At 65.1% G+C, this 17,996-nt stretch carries 16 protein-coding genes; 6 read left to right on the top strand and 10 right to left on the bottom strand.

Going from position 1 to position 17,996, the window contains the following annotated elements; translation table 11 throughout:
• Window positions 1–60: 60 nt before the first annotated feature.
• The 4 genes from ACQP0C_RS34635 to ACQP0C_RS34650 form a co-directional block, all read right to left on the bottom strand.
• A complete protein-coding gene (locus ACQP0C_RS34635; protein ID WP_433726937.1) occupies window positions 61–4,113 on the bottom strand; it encodes a TIGR02680 family protein in 4,053 nt (1,350 codons plus the stop codon).
• A gap of 154 nt (window positions 4,114–4,267) precedes the next feature.
• Window positions 4,268–5,536 (bottom strand): TIGR02678 family protein, encoded by a 1,269-nt coding sequence (locus ACQP0C_RS34640; protein WP_433726939.1) that lies wholly within the window; start codon window positions 5,534–5,536, stop codon window positions 4,268–4,270.
• A complete protein-coding gene (locus tag ACQP0C_RS34645) occupies window positions 5,533–7,071 on the bottom strand; it encodes a TIGR02677 family protein (RefSeq protein WP_433726941.1) in 1,539 nt (512 codons plus the stop codon). Before ACQP0C_RS34645 ends, ACQP0C_RS34640 begins: the two co-directional genes overlap by 4 nt.
• A gap of 66 nt (window positions 7,072–7,137) precedes the next feature.
• On the bottom strand, window positions 7,138–8,730 hold the full coding sequence (locus ACQP0C_RS34650; RefSeq protein WP_433726943.1) for a TIGR02679 family protein: 1,593 nt from the start codon (window positions 8,728–8,730) through the stop codon (window positions 7,138–7,140).
• A 15-nt stretch (window positions 8,731–8,745) separates the two neighbouring features.
• On the opposite strand from ACQP0C_RS34650, the gene ACQP0C_RS34655 reads away from it, so the two are divergent.
• A complete protein-coding gene (locus ACQP0C_RS34655) occupies window positions 8,746–9,198 on the top strand; it encodes a hypothetical protein (protein ID WP_433726945.1) in 453 nt (150 codons plus the stop codon).
• Between the two features lie 85 nt (window positions 9,199–9,283).
• Here ACQP0C_RS34655 and ACQP0C_RS34660 read toward each other — a convergent pair whose 3' ends face one another.
• Window positions 9,284–9,571, bottom strand: a complete 288-nt coding sequence (locus tag ACQP0C_RS34660; RefSeq protein ID WP_433726947.1) for a hypothetical protein — start codon at window positions 9,569–9,571, stop codon at window positions 9,284–9,286.
• Between the two features lie 309 nt (window positions 9,572–9,880).
• Between ACQP0C_RS34660 and ACQP0C_RS34665 the strand changes: the two genes are divergently transcribed.
• Entirely contained in the window at window positions 9,881–10,609 is a 729-nt protein-coding gene (locus tag ACQP0C_RS34665; RefSeq protein ID WP_433726949.1) for a hypothetical protein, read from the top strand.
• Here the strand turns inward: ACQP0C_RS34665 and ACQP0C_RS34670 are convergent.
• The 4 genes from ACQP0C_RS34670 to ACQP0C_RS34685 form a co-directional block, all read right to left on the bottom strand.
• Window positions 10,593–11,123, bottom strand: a complete 531-nt coding sequence (locus ACQP0C_RS34670) for a CGNR zinc finger domain-containing protein (RefSeq protein ID WP_433726951.1) — start codon at window positions 11,121–11,123, stop codon at window positions 10,593–10,595. The genes ACQP0C_RS34665 and ACQP0C_RS34670 overlap by 17 nt on opposite strands.
• Before the next feature lie 186 nt (window positions 11,124–11,309).
• A complete protein-coding gene (locus ACQP0C_RS34675; RefSeq protein WP_433726953.1) occupies window positions 11,310–11,870 on the bottom strand; it encodes a GNAT family N-acetyltransferase in 561 nt (186 codons plus the stop codon).
• A gap of 19 nt (window positions 11,871–11,889) precedes the next feature.
• Window positions 11,890–13,179, bottom strand: coding sequence for a diguanylate cyclase domain-containing protein (locus ACQP0C_RS34680; protein WP_433726955.1), 1,290 nt, complete (start codon window positions 13,177–13,179; stop codon window positions 11,890–11,892).
• 24 nt (window positions 13,180–13,203) lie between these two features.
• Complete coding sequence (locus ACQP0C_RS34685; protein WP_433726957.1) at window positions 13,204–14,013, bottom strand: SAM-dependent methyltransferase; 810 nt, start codon at window positions 14,011–14,013, stop codon at window positions 13,204–13,206.
• Window positions 14,014–14,401: 388 nt separating this feature from the next.
• On the opposite strand from ACQP0C_RS34685, the gene ACQP0C_RS34690 reads away from it, so the two are divergent.
• The 4 genes from ACQP0C_RS34690 (at window position 14,402) to ACQP0C_RS34705 (ending at window position 17,452) form a co-directional block, all read left to right on the top strand.
• A complete protein-coding gene (locus ACQP0C_RS34690; RefSeq protein WP_433726959.1) occupies window positions 14,402–15,385 on the top strand; it encodes a cation diffusion facilitator family transporter in 984 nt (327 codons plus the stop codon).
• 51 nt (window positions 15,386–15,436) lie between these two features.
• Window positions 15,437–16,519 (top strand): MerR family transcriptional regulator, encoded by a 1,083-nt coding sequence (locus tag ACQP0C_RS34695; protein WP_433726961.1) that lies wholly within the window; start codon window positions 15,437–15,439, stop codon window positions 16,517–16,519.
• Between the two features lie 40 nt (window positions 16,520–16,559).
• Window positions 16,560–17,066 (top strand): hypothetical protein, encoded by a 507-nt coding sequence (locus ACQP0C_RS34700; protein ID WP_433726963.1) that lies wholly within the window; start codon window positions 16,560–16,562, stop codon window positions 17,064–17,066.
• 161 nt (window positions 17,067–17,227) lie between these two features.
• Entirely contained in the window at window positions 17,228–17,452 is a 225-nt protein-coding gene (locus tag ACQP0C_RS34705; protein WP_433726965.1) for an AAA family ATPase, read from the top strand.
• A gap of 101 nt (window positions 17,453–17,553) precedes the next feature.
• Here ACQP0C_RS34705 and ACQP0C_RS34710 read toward each other — a convergent pair whose 3' ends face one another.
• On the bottom strand, window positions 17,554–17,832 hold the full coding sequence (locus tag ACQP0C_RS34710) for a hypothetical protein (protein WP_433726967.1): 279 nt from the start codon (window positions 17,830–17,832) through the stop codon (window positions 17,554–17,556).
• Window positions 17,833–17,996 lie beyond the last annotated feature (164 nt).

Here is a 17,996-nt window from a genome sequence, read left to right on the forward strand (position 1 = left end):
CAGAACCTGCGACAGGCTCACGGAGCTAATCGGATTTCGGCGACGCATCGCTGGGCATCTTCAGTCCGACAACAATTCGTGGCCGTCCCAGGTGAACCGAGCCGTCGTGACCGCCTCGTCCCCATCTCCGGTCAGAATCTGGTGGATTCCAATGCCGCTGAGCTCCGAGTACGTGCACCACTCGTGATCAGAAGTAAGCACTAGATCCAGGTCCAAAGCTGAGAGCAGGGCGAAGATTTGGCCTCTGTTGGTGGTGTCGACACCGACGAACACCTCGTCGAGCATGATCACCCGGGGTGCCCGTGGTGCCGCCTGGTAGTGCGCGGCGACGGCCGCGAACAGTGGTAGGTGGAGAGCGATTGCTTTCTCGCCGCCGGAAAGTGCGCCGTGCAGCTTCTTGGTGAGCAGTTGCCAGCCCTCGCCGTTCCCGCGGTCGACCTTGACCACGAAGCGATGCCATGCCGTGTAGTCGAAGACCTGGGCCAACTGCTGTTCCCAGCTGGTTGCTGTGTCGTCGGCTTTGGCTTCTTCGATGCGGTCGCGCAGGAATTGGTGCAGGGATTCGTGATCGGACTCGGTGAGGCGGACTGGGTCTTTGAGGAGTAGGTCGCGGGCCGCCTTGGTGCCGGGTGGGAGGTCGGGGGCGACCTGCCAGACGAGGCGTACGGCGACGTTGGAGGCGGTGCGTACTCGTTCGAGGCGGGCGTTCATGCCGTCGACCAGTTCGTTGGCTTGACGGATGCGGGCGGCGAGGTGGCGACGGGTATCGCCGGTCAGGGTTTGGTCGAAGAGTTTTCGTTCCTGTGCGGTGATTTCGTGGGTGGCCTGGTCGGCTTCGGTGCGCAGTAGGCGCAGTAGTTCGGCGGCGCCGACTCGGACACCGTCGACGACGGCTGAGAAGACCTGGATGTCTTCGTCGGTTTCGAGGTCCAGGTCGGCGCGGGCGCTGAGGGCGGTGCGGCTGTCGTGTACGGATTGGGCGAGTCGGCTCAGTGCGTCGCCCAGGTTGCTGGGGGCGTGTGGGATGGTCGGCCAGGCAGCGGCCACGAGGCGGGCCGCGTCGAGTGTCGCTCGGACACCTTCGGATTCGGTGAGGGTGGTGCGGAATTTGGGGAGGTCTGGGATGTCGCCGTCGGCGGGGAAGTCGCCCGCTGCCAGGTGGCGGAACCGCTGTGCCACGGAGTCGCGTGCATTCGATGCTTCTTGATGTGCCTGGGCATCCGTGAGGCGCCGAATTTCTAGTCTGCCGAGATCGCCGTTGAGGTCGTTCACCTCCTTACCGGCGGTACGGACATCGTCGCCGAGTGCTTTGATTCGCGTTCGCAGCTGCTCAACCTGAGCCAGTACCTCGCGGTAGTCGAGCCCGATGGTCTGGTCGATGGCGTCGAGTTTTGCTGCCAGCCTTCGGTGTTCGGCTTCGGCCTCGCTCGCTTCGGCCTCGCGTTGCTCGGCGAGTCCCGACGAGCGCCGAAGTTGTTCGGCAAGTTGCTCTGCGGACCCGCGCGCAGACAACAGGAATCCGTAAGCGTCGAGCCATTTCTCGGCACAATCACTGAAGGTGTCGAGCGCGGTCGACACCGTGATGAGCAACCTGCGGTCGGCCGGGAGTCCGCTTTCCGAGGCGAGGCCCGACAGTTCGAGCAGGGCGGTTTTCACTGCGCGTTCTCGTGCCGACACGTCCTCGATCTTGCGGTGGACGACACCGTCGGCGGCGGCCAGATCCGATTCGGCCCTGGTGAGCAGCTGCTCGGCGGCAGTCAGGTCGTCGTGCCCCGGCCTGGCGTCGAGTTCGGTGCCGATTGTCATGCGTCGAACGGCGAGCGCCTGTTGTTCGCTGGCGAGTTCGGCGAGTGTGTCATCGAATTGTCCGATCAGTTCAGCGATCTCGCATATCCGGCGTTCTCTTGAGCGCTGTCGCGTCTGGGCGCCGACGTAGGCGGGCTGCGCCTTGGTCCAGCTGCCGGTGAGATTGCCGAGGCGCCAGCTGCCGTCGGCACCGATCGCCGCGACGGATCCGGCGGGCAGGTGGTCTTCGAATGCGATGGTGCTCAACAGTCTTCGCAAGGCCGCAGATTCGACGTCGCTGTCCGACACCGGGATCAGGACGTCGAGCAATGAGCGACCGGTCATGGGTGTCAGTAGGGTGGGATCTGCGAAAACGTCGTGGCCGATGACATCGCCGCGCGGCCCGATCCACGCGTCGAGCAGTCCCGACGCCTCGAGTGCCGCCTCGATCCGGGCCCGAGTGGGTTCGGGTACGGCGTCGTCGAAGTCGACGAGCCGCCACAGTGGTCCGCCCGACATCCGGGTGCGATCGGTGGTCCGCCACGGCGGCGCGGCCGGCGGGATGTCTTGCTCGTCGGCGAGCCGATCCCGTTCGGCGACAAGCTGTTCGCGTTCACCACGTGCGGTGGCGATCGCCGACTCGCACAATGTTTCCCGTCTGGTGATATCTCCCAGCACTGCGGTCGCTACCGCGTTCACCGCGGTGAGCACGGCCGATTCGGATTCGACCCGCGAGATCAGCGCGTGCGGGTCTGTGAACACGAGCTCGCGGCAGCCGCTGGCCCAGGCGAGCAATCCAGCGCTCAGTTCGTCCACTGCCGTTTCGCGTGCTTCGACCGCCTGTCCGCGCCGGTCCGTTGCCTCGGCGAATAACGTTCGAGCCGAATCCAATTCGCGTTCGACCTGTTGTCGCATCTCGACTGCTTGTTCGTGGGCACCGAGTGCCCGGCCGATCGCGTCGATCTGGTCCCTTTTGCCACGTAGCGCGCCACGCAGCAAGGGCCGCGCTCGATCCGTGACAGGCAGCACGGTTGGGGTCTGGCCGGATTCGAGAGGTAATGCAGTTGCGATCTCGTCATACACGCTCGACATGCCGACGCGAACCGCCGCTTGTCTGGCCTCGGCACCGAGACCGGAAACGACCTGCGCCTGACGCTGTTCCACCGCGGCGGCGGCCCGGTAACTCGAATCGTCTTTCTCTGCCGCAGCGCGAAGATGCCCCGCTGCGGAGCGAATTCCGGCGGCCCTGTCCTGCGCCTTGGCGGTGTCCGCACGCAGCCGGTCCAGCTCCTGTCCCTGCTTGTACGCCTCGCTTTCCGTCAGCCCTTCTTTGCGGGCCTCCGCCTCCGAACGATCGGATTCCAGCGTCTCTATCCGTGCTTCGGTCTCGGCTTTCCGCTCCGCAGTGGACTCGTAATCCTCGGCGGACTTCTTGGCCGCACTGGACAACCTCTCCAACTCGGTGGTCGCCGAGATCAACGCGGCGGCACGGGCGCGAAGCACGCGTTGGGCATAGATCTTCTGCTGACGGGCCAGCGTGCGGGTCGCGGCGACCTCTTCCTCCAGCCGCACAAGCCGCTCGCGCTGCGCGTCGAGCCGTTCGAATCCCTCTGCGAGGTCCTCGATTTCGTCCTGACCGAGGGGCGGGAGGGCCTTCGAGAGCAGGGTCGACAGCAACGCGGGGTCGAGGCGTTGGGACAGCTTGGGTGTCCGCAGTTGGAGCAGCGCGGTGATGAGTGCGTCGTAGCGTTGCTCGTTCAACGTCGGGAAGAGGATCGAACGAACATCGGCGCGGTATTCGCCCGCGTTGGGGTGAACAGCGCCGTTTGGACCGAGCGATTCCTCCAATGCGGTGCGGGTCAGCGGCCGTCCGTCGGTGGTCAGCGAGATGCCGTCCGGCGTGCCGATGCGCAGGCTGGTGGTGAAATAGTCGGGGTGGACAGTGGTGGTATGGCTGCTGGCCTGCAGACGTGCGCCGCAGGTGAACCATTTGTCTTCTGCCAGTTGGAATTCCAGCCATACGTAGCCGACTCGGGTGGTTCCGGTGGCCCCCTCACCCATCATGTTCCAGTGCATGGTGCGCTCACCGGTGCCGAAAGTGGACAGCCGATTGGCGCGCAGGTTGGCGTCGAAGAGGAACGGAAGCAGCAGTTCCAATGCTTTGGATTTTCCGCTGCCGTTCGGGCCGCGTAGCAGTAGGCGACCCTCGTGGAACTCGAAGGTTTCGTCGTAGTAGCGCCAGATATTCAGAATGCCTGCGCGAGAAGGGATCCAGCGAACTGCCGACTCGACATCCGCGTCGGAGCGGGGGCTACGGAGTACGGTCACCGTCACGAGCGCACCAGCCTTCGTTCGAATACCTTTGCAGCACTTGCCACCCGGGTAGCACCTGTCATCTGGGGAGTTCTCGCCACATGGACAGCCCTCGTCAGCTGGGCAGCACTTGCCACCTCGGCCGAACGCGAAACCTGACCGGTACTGGTCATGTCGACAACTCCTCGCCCCCGTCTCGGTTATCGGACATCCGGACGCTGCCGACCCGATACCGTGCTGCCGCGGCCCGCGGTATCACCAATCCGGATTCGGTGACCCGCACGAGACCGAACGCAGACAGTACGGCGATCGCGTCGGATACGAGCTGAGCAATGCCGTCGTCCCCGCGATAGCTGCGTGCCCAGCGTGGAAACCGTTCCAACAGCTCAGCCGCCGCCCGGCGCACGTGCTCGATAGTGGTCGGCCCCGGAAGAGCGTCCAAGAGCAGCAATGCCGCAACCTTCGCCGTGGCCGCGTCGTCGGGGAATCGGCTGTCGGTCGCGAGACCGTCGACGTCGACCAGCAGGATCCCTTCGGCCCGCTCCTCGAGCACGAACCCGCCCTGCTCGGCCGCTCCGCGCAATAGTCGCCGACCTGTCGGCGACGAGAGGTAGCCGCGCTCCTCGTCGGACAGCTCGTCGAAGTACAGCACCGGATCGTCGATCAGGCGACGGAAAAGTGTGTGCCGCAGCCACAGGTTGCGTTGCGCATCCGATACGGCCGCGGTGTCGGTGTGCCGCCCGGACTTCGAACCGGCCAAACCATAGCGACGTTCACGGGATATCTCGGCCAAAAGATCTTCGACCCGCAACGGCACTTCCTCGGCAGGCACACCGAGCTGGGATGGACCGACCGGAGCTGCCAGTAGTCGCAGCAACAGCGTCGTGTCGACCCGATACAGCACCTTCGCCGCACTCGACTCCACATACGCGTCGGCACTGCCGTCGACAGCGTCGAGCACGCCGAAGGATTCGAGCAATCGCAGCACGTCGACGAATGCCATCCGCTCGCTACGACTCGCGGTGTCGAAGTCGGCCAGTATCGGATCCGTCGCAGTGGCCGACCGCACCCGATCAGCGAGCAAACCGATCGTGGTCACCGGAGCCGCGAACAGCTCGGCGGCGACCACGCAGAGCAGTACGTAGCGCCTACGATCGAAAGGTGCTCGCCCGGAACGAAGTCGGCGCGCCGGTCGGGTGGGATCGGTGGCGGCGCGAACTTTGATCAGTCGTGCGTAACCCAGCCGCGGTTCGATGGTCAGCGTCCAGCCGCAGTAATAGTCGAACCACTTCGCGATCGGCTCACGCCTGCGCCGAATGAGGTCGAATCCCTCCGGTGCACTGTGTTCGGTGATCAACGGGTGGGCGAGCAACTGCCGTATGCCGCGCGACATTTCCTCTTTTTCCGCGATCACCAGCTGGTTGGCGAGTTCACTCATGATCGTCCTCCGCTCGCTCGCCGACCTCGGCGCTCGCCGGGGGCAGTAATCTCGAGGATGTAGTCGGGACCGCTGAACAGTCCGCGCGGGGTTTTCAGCTCGGCTCGCCCGCCGTCCTGTGGCAGCCGCAGGACTATTTCGATCCGTCCATCGGTGGTGCTGCCGCGTCGGGTTCCATCCGATTGCGGCGCATTACCGAGGGCCCGGCCCAGCAGGTCCAGCAGTCGCTCGAATACAGCGTGATCGAGTTGGCGGAATGCGGAAATCCGCACGGCGCCACCGGTATCGAGCATGTTCCAGGCGGCTTCCAGTTCCGCGCGCTCGATCGCGGCTTGTTCGGCGCGGGTGGCCTTGATCGCGGCCACATCTCGGACCCGACCGGTGCGGCTGAAGCGCTCGGTCCGGCCCGCCGACCTGAGCAGCGGGGAAACCTCGACCGGAGGTGCATCGGTCCACGTTGACGTCGAGCTCACCAACTCGGGATCGGGGTGCGCGAGGTGCGGGTGCCGCGCCGAGCTCAGCCCGAAGGCGGTGGACCACAACCGGTGCAGATCGTCTTGATCTGGAATCACGGTGAACCATCTCGCCAGCTCCCGGAAGTCGGATACCGCACTGCTGGAACGTCGCCGCGACTCGGTGATCCGGTCCAGCACCTGGAGCAAGGTGATGATGGCTTTGCGACCGACCAGGTGCAGTTGCTCGATGCGGGGTACGGAACCATCTGCGGGCAGAAACCATGCCCGCAGTCCTTCCCAGCGGGCGCGGCGGTGTTCCAGCCAGACAAGCCCGGGATCGGTGCCGGTCAGTTGTGGTAGCTCGGCGCCGAGTAGAGCGCGATGATGCATCAGCTGCATCCCATAGTTTTCGATGGCGCTGATGCGGGTGGTGATGGCGTGCGTGCGGTGCTCGATATTGGTCAGGAACTCCTGAAGGTAGGCAACTGTCGCTGCTTTGACCTCATGGAACACTGTTAGATCCGCGCCTTCGGCTCGGAGTAACCGTTGCAGTTCGCCATTGAATTGTTTGGAATTGCCCCGCAATGCCTCGAGATGCGCCTCGAGTTCGCTGAGCGTACTGAACACCCGGCGGTCCGTACCCGATTCCAGTTCCGACAGCAGATCGCCGAGCCGATCGGAGATGGCGTCGAGTACGGCGGTCTGTAGTGCTCCGGTGGATGCAAGCATCGTCATCGCGTGAACGACGCCCGCGAACGCGGCCTCACCCTGTCTGGTCAGGGAATACTGCAAGTTGCGATGTTCGTATTCGCTTGCGGTCCGATAGTTTTCGGAGTGGTTCTGGATGACGTCGACAAGGTTCCACAGGCGCAGTTGATCGAGCGCCGCCGTCAGGTCGTTGTCTTCCAGCGCCTCCAGCCAACCAACCGCACGCAGCCGAGTTCGGATGTCGTCGATGCCCAGCGAGGTTTCGAGCCGCTCGTTCGCTTCACCGAACGCATGCAGGACCGACACATACAGATTGGCTCGGTCACCGCTGGTGAAGCGGAACATCTCGGGCGGGACACGAATCGGGTCCACGGCGACTCCCCTTGCGCAACTGGTACAGCCGCCCACCCTAGCCCCAGGGACCGACAGATGGGATCCTCACCGCACGTGCAGCTCCGCGACCTCGTCGAGCAGTCGGTGCGCAACCCGCTCTTCCGGAACCGCAACGCCGACACGGGTCATGGCCGCCGACAGACCCAGATCCCACGGCACCGGCGTGACCCGACCCACCGCGGGCCCTTCACCGACCGCATTCAGATAATCGGCGGTGGTCATCCGCCATGGGACGGCACCGACCCGGGCGATGACATTGGCAGCGATGCGTAGGCCTTCACCGTCGAAATCACCGTGGTAGCACAGCTCGGCACCGGCTTGCGCCAACAATTGCAGCAGCAGCACCCCGGCGCTGCTCGGCCAGCCGGACGTACAGACCAGCGGCGGACAGCAGTCGCCGAACCGGGCCAGCGCCACGGCGAGCACGCTCGGATTCTCGACGACCCACACCCGACTCGGCGCTGCGATGATGCGGGGCAATGCCCGCAGCTGCTGGAGCGTGAGCGCGGCGGCCTGCCCCGCACCGGCACACTCCCGGAGGATTCGGCCAACTGCTGTCCCGCCATCGATAAGTAATCCCGCGGCGAGGACGGTGGACGATATTTCGTCGTCGGCGATACCGGCTCGGTCCCACAGGGCTCGGAGCTGCCCCGCATCGGTTGGCGGGTCGATCCCGTAGATCACCGCCAAGCCACGGACGACCATGGTGTGTAGTCGGCTGCCCTCGTCGAGACCATGTGGATCACCGAGCACGCTGTCCGCGAATACCGGCAGTGGTGTTCCGGCGCTTGGCAATTCGTGCAGCACCTGCAAAGCGCGTTCGAGTTCGGCCTGCGTTCGAACGGTCGATCCGGCGATGAGACCGCTGCGGCGGATGGCGACCACCCATTCGCCGAGCGCAGGTTGGGCCGCAACGACCTCGTGTTCGGAAAGCCACGCCCACAACTGGTCTCGCTCTTCGGCCGCGTTGCGCAGCTCGGCGGCGCGATCACCGACCGGTCCGAGCAGGTGCTCGACCACGTCGTAGGTTGTGCAGCCCGTGATGTCAGCGAGCACTTCGTCCAGGTCCATCAGCGATATGGTCTTGTACTGCCCCGGCAATCGCGATAGTCCCAGCAAATCAGCCAGCGCTGCCTGTTGATCAGGATCGAGGGGGCCGACCTTGACACGTTGCACCGGTCTTCCCGTGGACAAGCGCTTATGGAAGGCGCTCCACAGCGGCGCCAAAGCAGGTGAAAGCCTCGAAATGCGCTGGCTGTGGCCCTCCACGCCCTGCTCGTCGGCTGCGCTCACGATGCCCCCCAACCTGGTCGGTGAACCGGCAGAATAGCCCAGCCGCGCATGTGCTAGCGGCGTTCGCTGCGATGCGACTGCCCCAAGCACGGACCGGGCACACTCTGTCGTAGCCGGGCAGCCCGCATATGAGGTGCCCGACTGAAGGACGGGGTGCCCGGATGCACACGACGAGATCGTTGGCAGGTGTGGGGCGGTGGTGGTCACATGCGGAGTTGTCGCGCGGGGCGGTAGCTGCGACGGCGCTGAGGTACTGACGTGGGAAGACCGTCTACGGTGATGGTTGAAACGAATAGTTGGGTGGGTTCGAAAGACAAGTCGGTTCGGTTTTCGCACTATCGACATCGTTGAGGAGTTCGCATGCGACACATCGTGAAACGGGTTGTTGGGGTATTGGCGGTGGCGGGGTTGGTGCCGGTGCTATTTGCGGGGGCGGCGCAGGCCGATGATGGGGATACGGTGTATTTCTCGTCCGGGTCCACGAACTGCTCGATCGCTGGGGATGGCAGTGTTGGGTGTGATTTCGCGAGTCAGGCGCTGGTTCAGTACAGCTTTCTGCCATTCCCCTTGCCCGCGCGGGACATTGTGATCGATCAGGCGTGGTTGCCCGCGCATCCGACGTTCACCGTCGGAAGGCATACCTTGGCGGGTGGCAATCCGGATCTTGCGGACGTCAAGACCGGGGCCGGTACGTGGGGGTCGTATATCGAGTATGCCGGGGCGCGGTGTGAGCAGGGATTTCACGGCAGTTTCAGCTGCAAGTCCAAGGGGCGGACCTGGGGGATCTATGGCGGGATCATTTCCGCGTCGTGAGTTGAAGCCGCACCCGGACGCCCCGGTCCCGGCTGGGTCCATACCGACCCAGCCGGGACGGGGGCGTTGGGCGGGAAACAGTGGGCTACTTCGATTTGCCGACAATATGGGTGTTGAGCTCGGCGAGATCCTCGGCGGGGATCCAGTATTCGAGAATGTCGCGACCACCCGCCTGCTGGACGTCGCAGCGGGCGAGGTAGGCGGTTTCGAAGGTGAAGCGGGCGACCGCTATCCGGCGCAATATCCTCGAAGCGGGCGGCAGTGAGGAGTGGTGGTGGATAGGTGTCCGATCGGGACGGCGGGGCGATCGCGGTGGCGTGCACATGCGCAGTGGCGTGGGGCAGTACGCATAGCCGAACTGCCTGGTGGACAACCGGTTTGGGTGGTCAGCGGGTATGACGAGGTGTCCGCGCTGCTGGCCGATGCGCGGCTGAGTGTGGACAAGCGGCATTCCGGGGGTGGGTATTCGGGGTTCTCGTTGCCGCCCGCATTGGATCGAAACCTGCTGAATATGGACGGGGCCGAGCACTCGAGGATACGGCGGCTTGCAGCTCCCGCGTTCTCGCGCAGGTCAGCCGAATCACTTCGGAACGCGGTCGGCGGAATCAACGCGGCCACATTTCGGACGCTAGACGAAAATGCCAGCGGCACAGTCGATCTGCTCGAAGAGATCTGTGTCCCCGTGCCCGCACTCGTGATCGGCGAACTGCTCGGCGTACCCGCCGATCGACACGGCGAGTTGCGCGATGCCGCCACTGCGATGGCGACATTCGACGCCTCGTCGAACGAGTCAGCAACGCGGCTGGCGGAAGCCGTCGCCTGGCTGGCGAAGACATTCACAAACGTGGTGCGGTCCAAGCGCGACGAACCGGGCGATGATCTGATCAGCGGGTGGGTGCGGACCCGCGATGACGCCGACCTGCTCTCCGAGGATGAGCTGGTCTCGCTGGCCTTTCTGATGATGCTGGCGGGGCTGGAGAATGCGGCTCACTTGTGCAGCAACATATTTGCGGCACTGCTCACGTCGAAGGATCCGCTCGGCGACTGGTCGGCCCGCCGTCGCGAGGTAATTGACGCCGCGAATCCCCTACCGTTCGCGATCCGGCGATTCGCGGTCGAAGACATGACGATCGGCGACCACACGATCCCCAAGGGCGACACCGTTCTGCTCTCACTGTTCGGCGCCGATTCGGACCCGGCGCGCGCGGGCCGACCGAGCCTGATGTTCGGCCGCGGGCCGCACTACTGCCTCGGCGCCCAGGTCACCGATCTGATTGTCGACGTGGTGATTCCGGAGCTGTTCGTTCGATACCCCCACGTTCGACTGGCCATTGCGGAGCCCGAGCTCGAGTACCGATCATCCTGGCGCGCACACGGATTGGTCACCTTGCCGGTCACGCTCGCGCGCTGATCCCCCGCCCAGCCCCATCGGATCGGCGGACCCGGTGTTCGGCGACATGCACCCGGTTGGAACAACGCGTCGAGCAGAAGCGACGTCGGCCATTGCGCGAGGTATCGACGAAGACCAGATCGCAGCCCGCTCGCGCACAGCGTCCGATGCGGCCGGGATCCTCGCAGAAGAGCTCCGCGAGCCCGGCGGCGGTGTAGGCCTTGACGCGCTCATCGACCGGCGCATCCTCGCGGGCGTAGTGCAGGTGCGGTGCGCGGCCGTCGTGCGTCGATATATAGGGCTGGCTGGTCGTCTCGGCCAGCAAAGCATTGAGCAACTCGACGCTCGGTTCGGTGAAGACCTCGGCGAGCCTGGCGATCCAGCGGCGCAGTTCGGCGGTCTGGCGGGCATCGAGGGTGCCGAGCGGCTTGTAGCCGGATTCGGCGAGCAACCGCAGCAGGTCTTGCCGCGGGTCCGCGTTCACCAGGCGCGCGGCGAGTTCGGCCGCCGCACCTCCGTAAGGGTTGAAATGCACTAGGTCATTACATCAGGCTGGACGCATGATCACCACCTGCCCGTCTTGTTCCTGGTCCGACCCGACTCTCGTGTCCTCGCACGGCGCCACCAGCTACCTGCGCTGCATATGCGGACAGTGGCTGGTCAGCGAGCATGGGGCGGTGGTGGCGCTGGCCGGGACCAGCACCCTGGCGAACCGCACTTCCTAGACCGACCCCTTGGCCGCCCGCCACTCCGGGGCCAGCACCGACCAGACTTCCACGTCGAACCGTTGCCCCCGATGCGGGTAGAACTCCCGCAGCACACCGTCTTTGGTCATTCCGAGGCGCCGAGCCAGCGCGATGCTGGCCCGATTCGGTGCCGCGACCAGCCATTCCACCCGGTGGATGCCGCGCTCCTCGATGGCCCAGTCGATGATCACCCGGGCGGCCCGGGTCGCCAGGCCATGGCCCGCGGCCGCGGGTTCCAGCCAGCACCCCGCCTCGGCAACGCCGAGCGCTAGATCCATCGTCCGGAACAGAACGCCGCCGACCAGCTTTCCTGCTGCCCAGATCCCATAGAGCCGCCCGGTATCGGCCGCCGCCTTCTCCGCGTACTGCCGCAGGTAGGTACGGCTCGACTCCAGATCCGTCACCGCGTCCGCAACCTTGATGTATTGCCCGATGGACTCCCGCCCTCGGTCCATATGGCCCAGCAGCTCCACGGCGTGGCGCGGTTCGAGCGGGCGCAGTTCGGCGCCATCCGCGCCGAGCGATATCGAGAACATCGTGACCTTCCGTTGGCGGCTAACGCGATTCGTGCCGCAGGCGACGTCCTCCCGCGGCTTTGTTGCGGTACATCGCGGTGTCGACGGCATGCATCATCTCGTCGATATCGGTGGGTCGTTCTTCGGCGAAAACCGTTCCGATGCTGGCGCCTACGATCACCGGCCGCCCGGCCACCTGCATCGGGGTAGCGAGCGCATCGAGCAGCAGTCCGGAAATCGTGGCCAATTGTTCTGCGCCCGTGCATTTTTCGACGAGGACGATGAACTCGTCGCCGCCGATTCGCGCGACCAATCCACCGACGGGTTCGACGGATCCACGCAGTCGCTGGGCGACGTCGCGGAGTACCCGGTCCCCTACCGTATGCCCCCACGCATCGTTGACCTCCTTGAAACCGTCGAGGTCCAGGTAGCAAACACCCACTGGCGCAACGGCACTCGCCAGTCGGTTGAAGAACTGCACACGATTGGGCAGGCCGGTCAGACTGTCGTGATTGGCGTCGTGCCACAGCCGATCGGCGAGCTGTTTGCGTTCGGTGACATCGACGGCGACGCCGATCAGGAAGCGGACCCGCCCACCGTTGTCACGCACCGCGGACATGGACAGGTCGATACTGGTGATGGTGCCGTCGCGGCGGAGATGGTCGGTTTCGACGCGGAAGCGGTCGGTCCGACCGCTGAGCAGGTGCTCCAAATTGGCATATGCGTCACCGATATTCGCGGGCCCGAGCAGTTCGGCGACCGTTCTCCCGGGCATCATCGCCGCGGGTAGGCCGAGCATATCGGCCATGGCCGCGTTCACCTCCAGCACTCGCCCGGTGACGTCCACCGTCCCGATACCTACCGACGCTCCCGCGAAGACCGCTTCGAACCTGGCCTCCGACAACTGCCTTCGCACCTCGGCCTCCTGCGCGGCCGAAAGTGCCGCTGCGAGTGTGGTTTCCTGCTCCCCTAATGCCGCGCTCCGCAGCGCGGAGGTGAAACCCGCGGCGAACTCGGCAGCGACAACTATCGCACGCTCGCGCACTGCCTCGTACTCGGATTCGGTTCCGGCGGGGCAGATTTCCCGCACCATCTCCCGGCAGATGACCAGCACCGACCGGCTGACGGCCATCGAGTCACGATAGTTCGCCGCGACGAGGACCGCGGCGGCGTCATGGGCGACCTCGACCGCCCGCGTCCCGCGCACCGCCGCGACCAGCACATCGGCCAGATCCGCTAGCAGGATTTCGATTTGGGTGCGGGTGAGGGTCGGAGCCACGGCGCCATCGAGCGCATCCGCCCATCGCACCGCCAGTTCACGCGTCCCCACTCGAACCCCCTGCCACCGCTCCGGTCAGACCTTCAGCCCGACGCCGGCGAGGCCGAGCGAGCGGCCCGGCGTCTCGTGGTGGTCGCGATCGGATTCCGGCCGCCAGGCGGGTAGCTCGACGACGCCGGGTTCGATCAGCTCCCATCCCTGGAACATCGCGGTGATGGCGGCCTTCGAGCGGAAATGGATGCCGACGCGGGTCACATTGGCCGCATTGTGGCCGAGCTTGTCCGCGTCCTCGGGGCGCATTTCCGAGGTCAGATGCGAGATCGCGAGATAGCTTCCGGCGGGAACGGCCGCACGCAGGGCGCAAACCTTCTCGACCGGCCGGTCCTCATCCGAGAGCAGATGCAGTACCGCGACCAAGAGAACCCCGACCGGTTGCTCGAAGTCGATGAGGCCGGTCCCGCGAACGCGTGCGAGCAGTTCCTCGGGCTCACGCAGATCCGCCTCGACGGCGGCGGCCTTGTCGTTGTCCTGCAGGATCGCTCGGGCGTGGGCGACGGCGATCGGATCGATATCGGCATACAGCACACGGATATCCGGATCCAGGGACTGCGCGACCTCGTGCACATTGCCAGCGGTCGGAATGCCCGAGCCGATATCGAGGAATTGGCGCACCCCCTGATCGACCAGGAATCGAACGGTGCGGCGTAGGAAGGCTCGGTTGCTCAGCGCGAGGCGCGGTAGGTCGGGGACCAGTCGCTTGCCCGCCTCCGCGGCCTTGCGATCGATCTCGAAGTTGTGCGAGCCGCCCAGCAGGGCGTCATACATCCGTGCCGGGCTCGCCTGCTGCATATCCACGCCCTCGGGTGCCCACCCAGGCCTGTCCATCGAAACCCCTCTGCGCTAACTCCGTCTCGCTGCGCTCGGCTCCGCGGCGCGCAGTGGCGGCTGTGTCCATGGTTCGCTCGCTGGCGCACACTTACCGATCGGACCGACCCGACAATCCGGGCCGGCCCGCACCGCCCGGATACCGTGGTTGTTGATCACGCCAGAGGTGCAAACCGCATAGTAGTCGGGCCGGTCGGTTCGCATGATCACGAATTCGACACTGTTGCTCGCGGCGTTCGCGGGTGATCCATATTCATACATGCGCATGAGTGCAAGATCGGCTAGTCTGTCGAACGGTAGCGATGTCAAGCGGAAGGGGCGTTCGACTATGGGCGAACAGTGCGTGTCGCCGAAGCGGTCAGCAGCGGTGGTCAGCGAGGCTGAGCACATGGACCACCCGCATGACTCCGACCATGCACACTCCGGCCATGCTGACAAACACGGACACAGCCACGACCACGGCGTCTCGGCCGATTCGGATCCGCGCTGGCTGGCCATCGCGCTCGGCCTGATCGTCGCGTTCATGGTGGCCGAGGTGATCGTCGGCCTGCTGGCGCAGTCGCTCGCGCTGATCTCCGATGCCGCGCACATGCTCACCGATGCCGCATCGATCGTGCTCGCGATGATCGCGATCCGGTTGGCCCGACGGCCGGCACAAGGGCGATACACCTATGGGTTCAAGCGGGTCGAGATCCTTTCGGCACAGGCCAATGGGATCACCTTGCTGCTGCTCGCGGCATGGTTCGTGTACGAGGGCATCAATCGGCTGATCCACCCGCCAAATGTCGCAGGACCATTGGTGTTGATCACGGCGTTGGTCGGGATCGTCGTCAATATCGCCGCGGCGTGGAGCATCAGCCGCGCCAACCGGACCAGCCTGAATGTCGAGGGCGCGTTCCAGCACATCCTCAATGACCTCTATGCCTTCATCGGGACCGCCATCGCGGGCGCGGTGGTGTGGCTGGCCGGATTCGCCCGTGCCGATGCGATCGCAGCACTGGTCGTCGCGGCGTTGATGATCAAGGCGGGCTGGTCATTGGTTCGGGAATCGGGGCGGATCTTCCTCGAGGCCGCGCCCGCGCACCTGAATCCGGACGCCATCGGCGCGCGGATCGTCGCGATTGCGCAGGTGACGGAGGTGCACGACCTGCACGTCTGGCAGATCACCTCCGGACAGCCGTCGCTGTCGGCGCATGTCCTCGTCGACGATAAGGCCGACTGCCATGCGGTTCGCTCGACGATCGAGACGGTACTGCACGACGAATTCGCGCTGGAGCACACGACTTTGCAGGTGGACCATTCCTCGGATCTCGAGCTCTCCGCCGATGACGCGCACTGCGCCGAGGCGCACGGGCCGGTGCACCGGTCCTGATCACGGACCACGGTTTGACCTTCGGGTTACCTGAGGCTCCATGATGGGCCGGTGGCGGACGACGGGTTGATCACGATCGGCGCGCTGGCGCGGGCCTGTGGGCTTACGGCCAGTGCGCTGCGGTTCTATGACGATTGCGGGTTGCTGGTTCCGGTTCGGGTGGATGGGGCGACCGGATATCGGTATTACAGCGAGGCGCAGGTCGATCGAGGGGTGATGATTCGGCGGCTGCGGGGCATCGGGATGCCGCTGGAGGTCGTTGCGGAGATTTTGGATGGCGACGGTGCGCGGGCGGAGCGGTTACTCGATGCGCATGTGTCGGAGCTCGCGCGGCGGGCACGGGAGGCCGCGGTGGTTGCGCGGGTGATCAAGGAGGAGATCGGGGCGGGTGTGGTGCTGCCCGCGGCGGTGTTGTCGGCGGCCATCGAGCAGGTACGGGCCGCGGCGGCTCGGAGTCGCGAAATACCGGTGCTTGCCGGTGTTCTAGTGGAGTCGAGTGCGGATTCGGTGACATTGACGGCGACGGATCGGTACCGGCTTTCGACGCGGGCGGTGGTGCCGGTGCGGCCGAGCGGCAAGGCGTGGTCGGCGGTTGTCGATGCGGGCGGGCTCGGCGGAATCGGCTCCTGGTTGCAGGGATTGGCTGAGGTTTCGGTGCGGTCGGCAGCGGGCGAGCTCGTGCTGACCGGTGGGGGCAGCGAGCGTCGATGCGCCATTCTCGAGGAAGCGTTCCCGGATTACCGTGCGATGTTGGCGGGCCTGGCTCCGGTTCGGACGCGAATGGTGGTGGCGCGGGATGCGTTGCTCGCCTTACTCGAGGATTCGGCGCCGATCGCCTTGGTCGCCGACAGGTCGGGGCTATCGGCGACTCGTGGTGGGCAGTTCGAATACGGCTCGCCTCGTTGTCGCGAGTCGCAAGCGAATGAGCCCCAACGCATTCCGGCATCCGTGACAGGTGCCGATCTCGAAATCGCCTTCTCCCCCAGAACATTACGTCCTGCGTTGGTTAGTGCGATCGGTCCGGAGATCATGCTCGATGTGGCTGCCGCCGACGCACCTGTTGTCGTCCGGTCCGCGACGGACGGAGATCTGACGACACTCGTGATGCCCACTGCCATTGCGAATTCCAAGTAGTGCACCTCTTGACTGCCGACAGAACGAAGGAACGCACCTGATGACTTCTACCGACACAGCAGACGGCACGATGGACGCCATTACGCGGGCGGTCGCGCTCGGACGGGCGGGCTCGCCGGTGGCCGCCCGGAATACCCTGCTCGACCTGTGGGCAACGATGGGTCCGCAGGGTGATCCATTGCATCGATGCACGCTGGCGCACTATCTCGCCGATCTGTACGACGATGCGGCACAGGCGCTTTGCTGGGATGTGCGCGCGCTGGACGCCGCGGACTGTCTGACGAATGACCGGCTGCGGCGGCACAACGCGAATCTCGATATCCGGGGTTTCTATCCGTCGCTGCATCTGAACCTCGCGGACAACTATCGACGCCTCGGCTCGTTCGATGCGGCTCAGCGGGAGATCGATGCGGCACGAGACTGCCTGGACGCACTCGGCGACGATGGTTACGGGGTCATGATTCGCACTGCGGTTGCCGAAGTGGCCGAGGCGATTCGGAGTCGGACGACCACTCGACGTGCATCGGCTCCGAACGGACATGGATAGGGTGCCGGACGACTTCCCGGTCGAATCGTTCAGCGCAGCAGTGGACTCGACGTCGGTGCAGGACGTAGCTGCTCCACCGGCGCGGTTAGGCCCTTGGCGATTTCACCGCGGTCGGGTGATCTGACGGGCGAGGATTCACCCGCGCACGTTTTACTGTGACCATGACTCGCCTGCCCACCCTTGTCGTCGTGAGCGGACCGCCGGGAGCTGGGAAGACGACGCTCGCACGCGCCTTGGCCACCAGGGTGGGCTGTCCGGCGATCAGTCGAAATGCGCCACGAATTCGACCGAGTCTCGCTGAAGTACCCACGATCGTGGTCGACACGACGAACGGGTACCGGCCCGGACTCCACGAGATCGCGGCATTTGTCAACGGCCACGAGTGACCGCTGTGCCCTCGTATCGGTGAAATTTGACGGCACCTATCCGCTGAGAAGGCCCCGGTCAGCAAGCCGGGGCCTTCTCACTGTGCGTCAGCAGCACATCCTCAGAAGCAGTAAGGGAATTTGCACGTCGACGGGTCATTCGGACCGAAGATCGCGGCAATCAGCCCATTGATCACGGCATCCGCCACTCCCGATCCGGTGCTGATCGCCACCTCCTGTGCGGTAGCGGACTGGTCGGCGACGAAATCAGGAACCGCGACATCGGCCGAAGCTGTAGCAGGTGTGCTGATCAGGATTCCAGCCGTAACTGTCAGAAGAACCTTACGGATCATATTGCTACCTCTCGCTTTTCGATTGATTACCCTTCGCAGGGTATCCACGACGTCGAGGGCGCAATCCCGCCCACTGTGAGCGCCGCGCGGCACAACGGCCCGCAGGACTGCGATAGGCCGGGCGATTCCGTTCGCCGACGCACCCCAACGTGAGCGGTCGGGGCCGCATTTTCATGGCGCGGACCGGTTCCGGAGATCCCTGCGGCCAGCGC

Origin of the sequence: Nocardia sp. CA-129566, from assembly GCF_050956075.1 — a bacterium.
In the GTDB taxonomy this organism is placed as follows: Bacteria; Actinomycetota; Actinomycetes; order Mycobacteriales; family Mycobacteriaceae; genus Nocardia.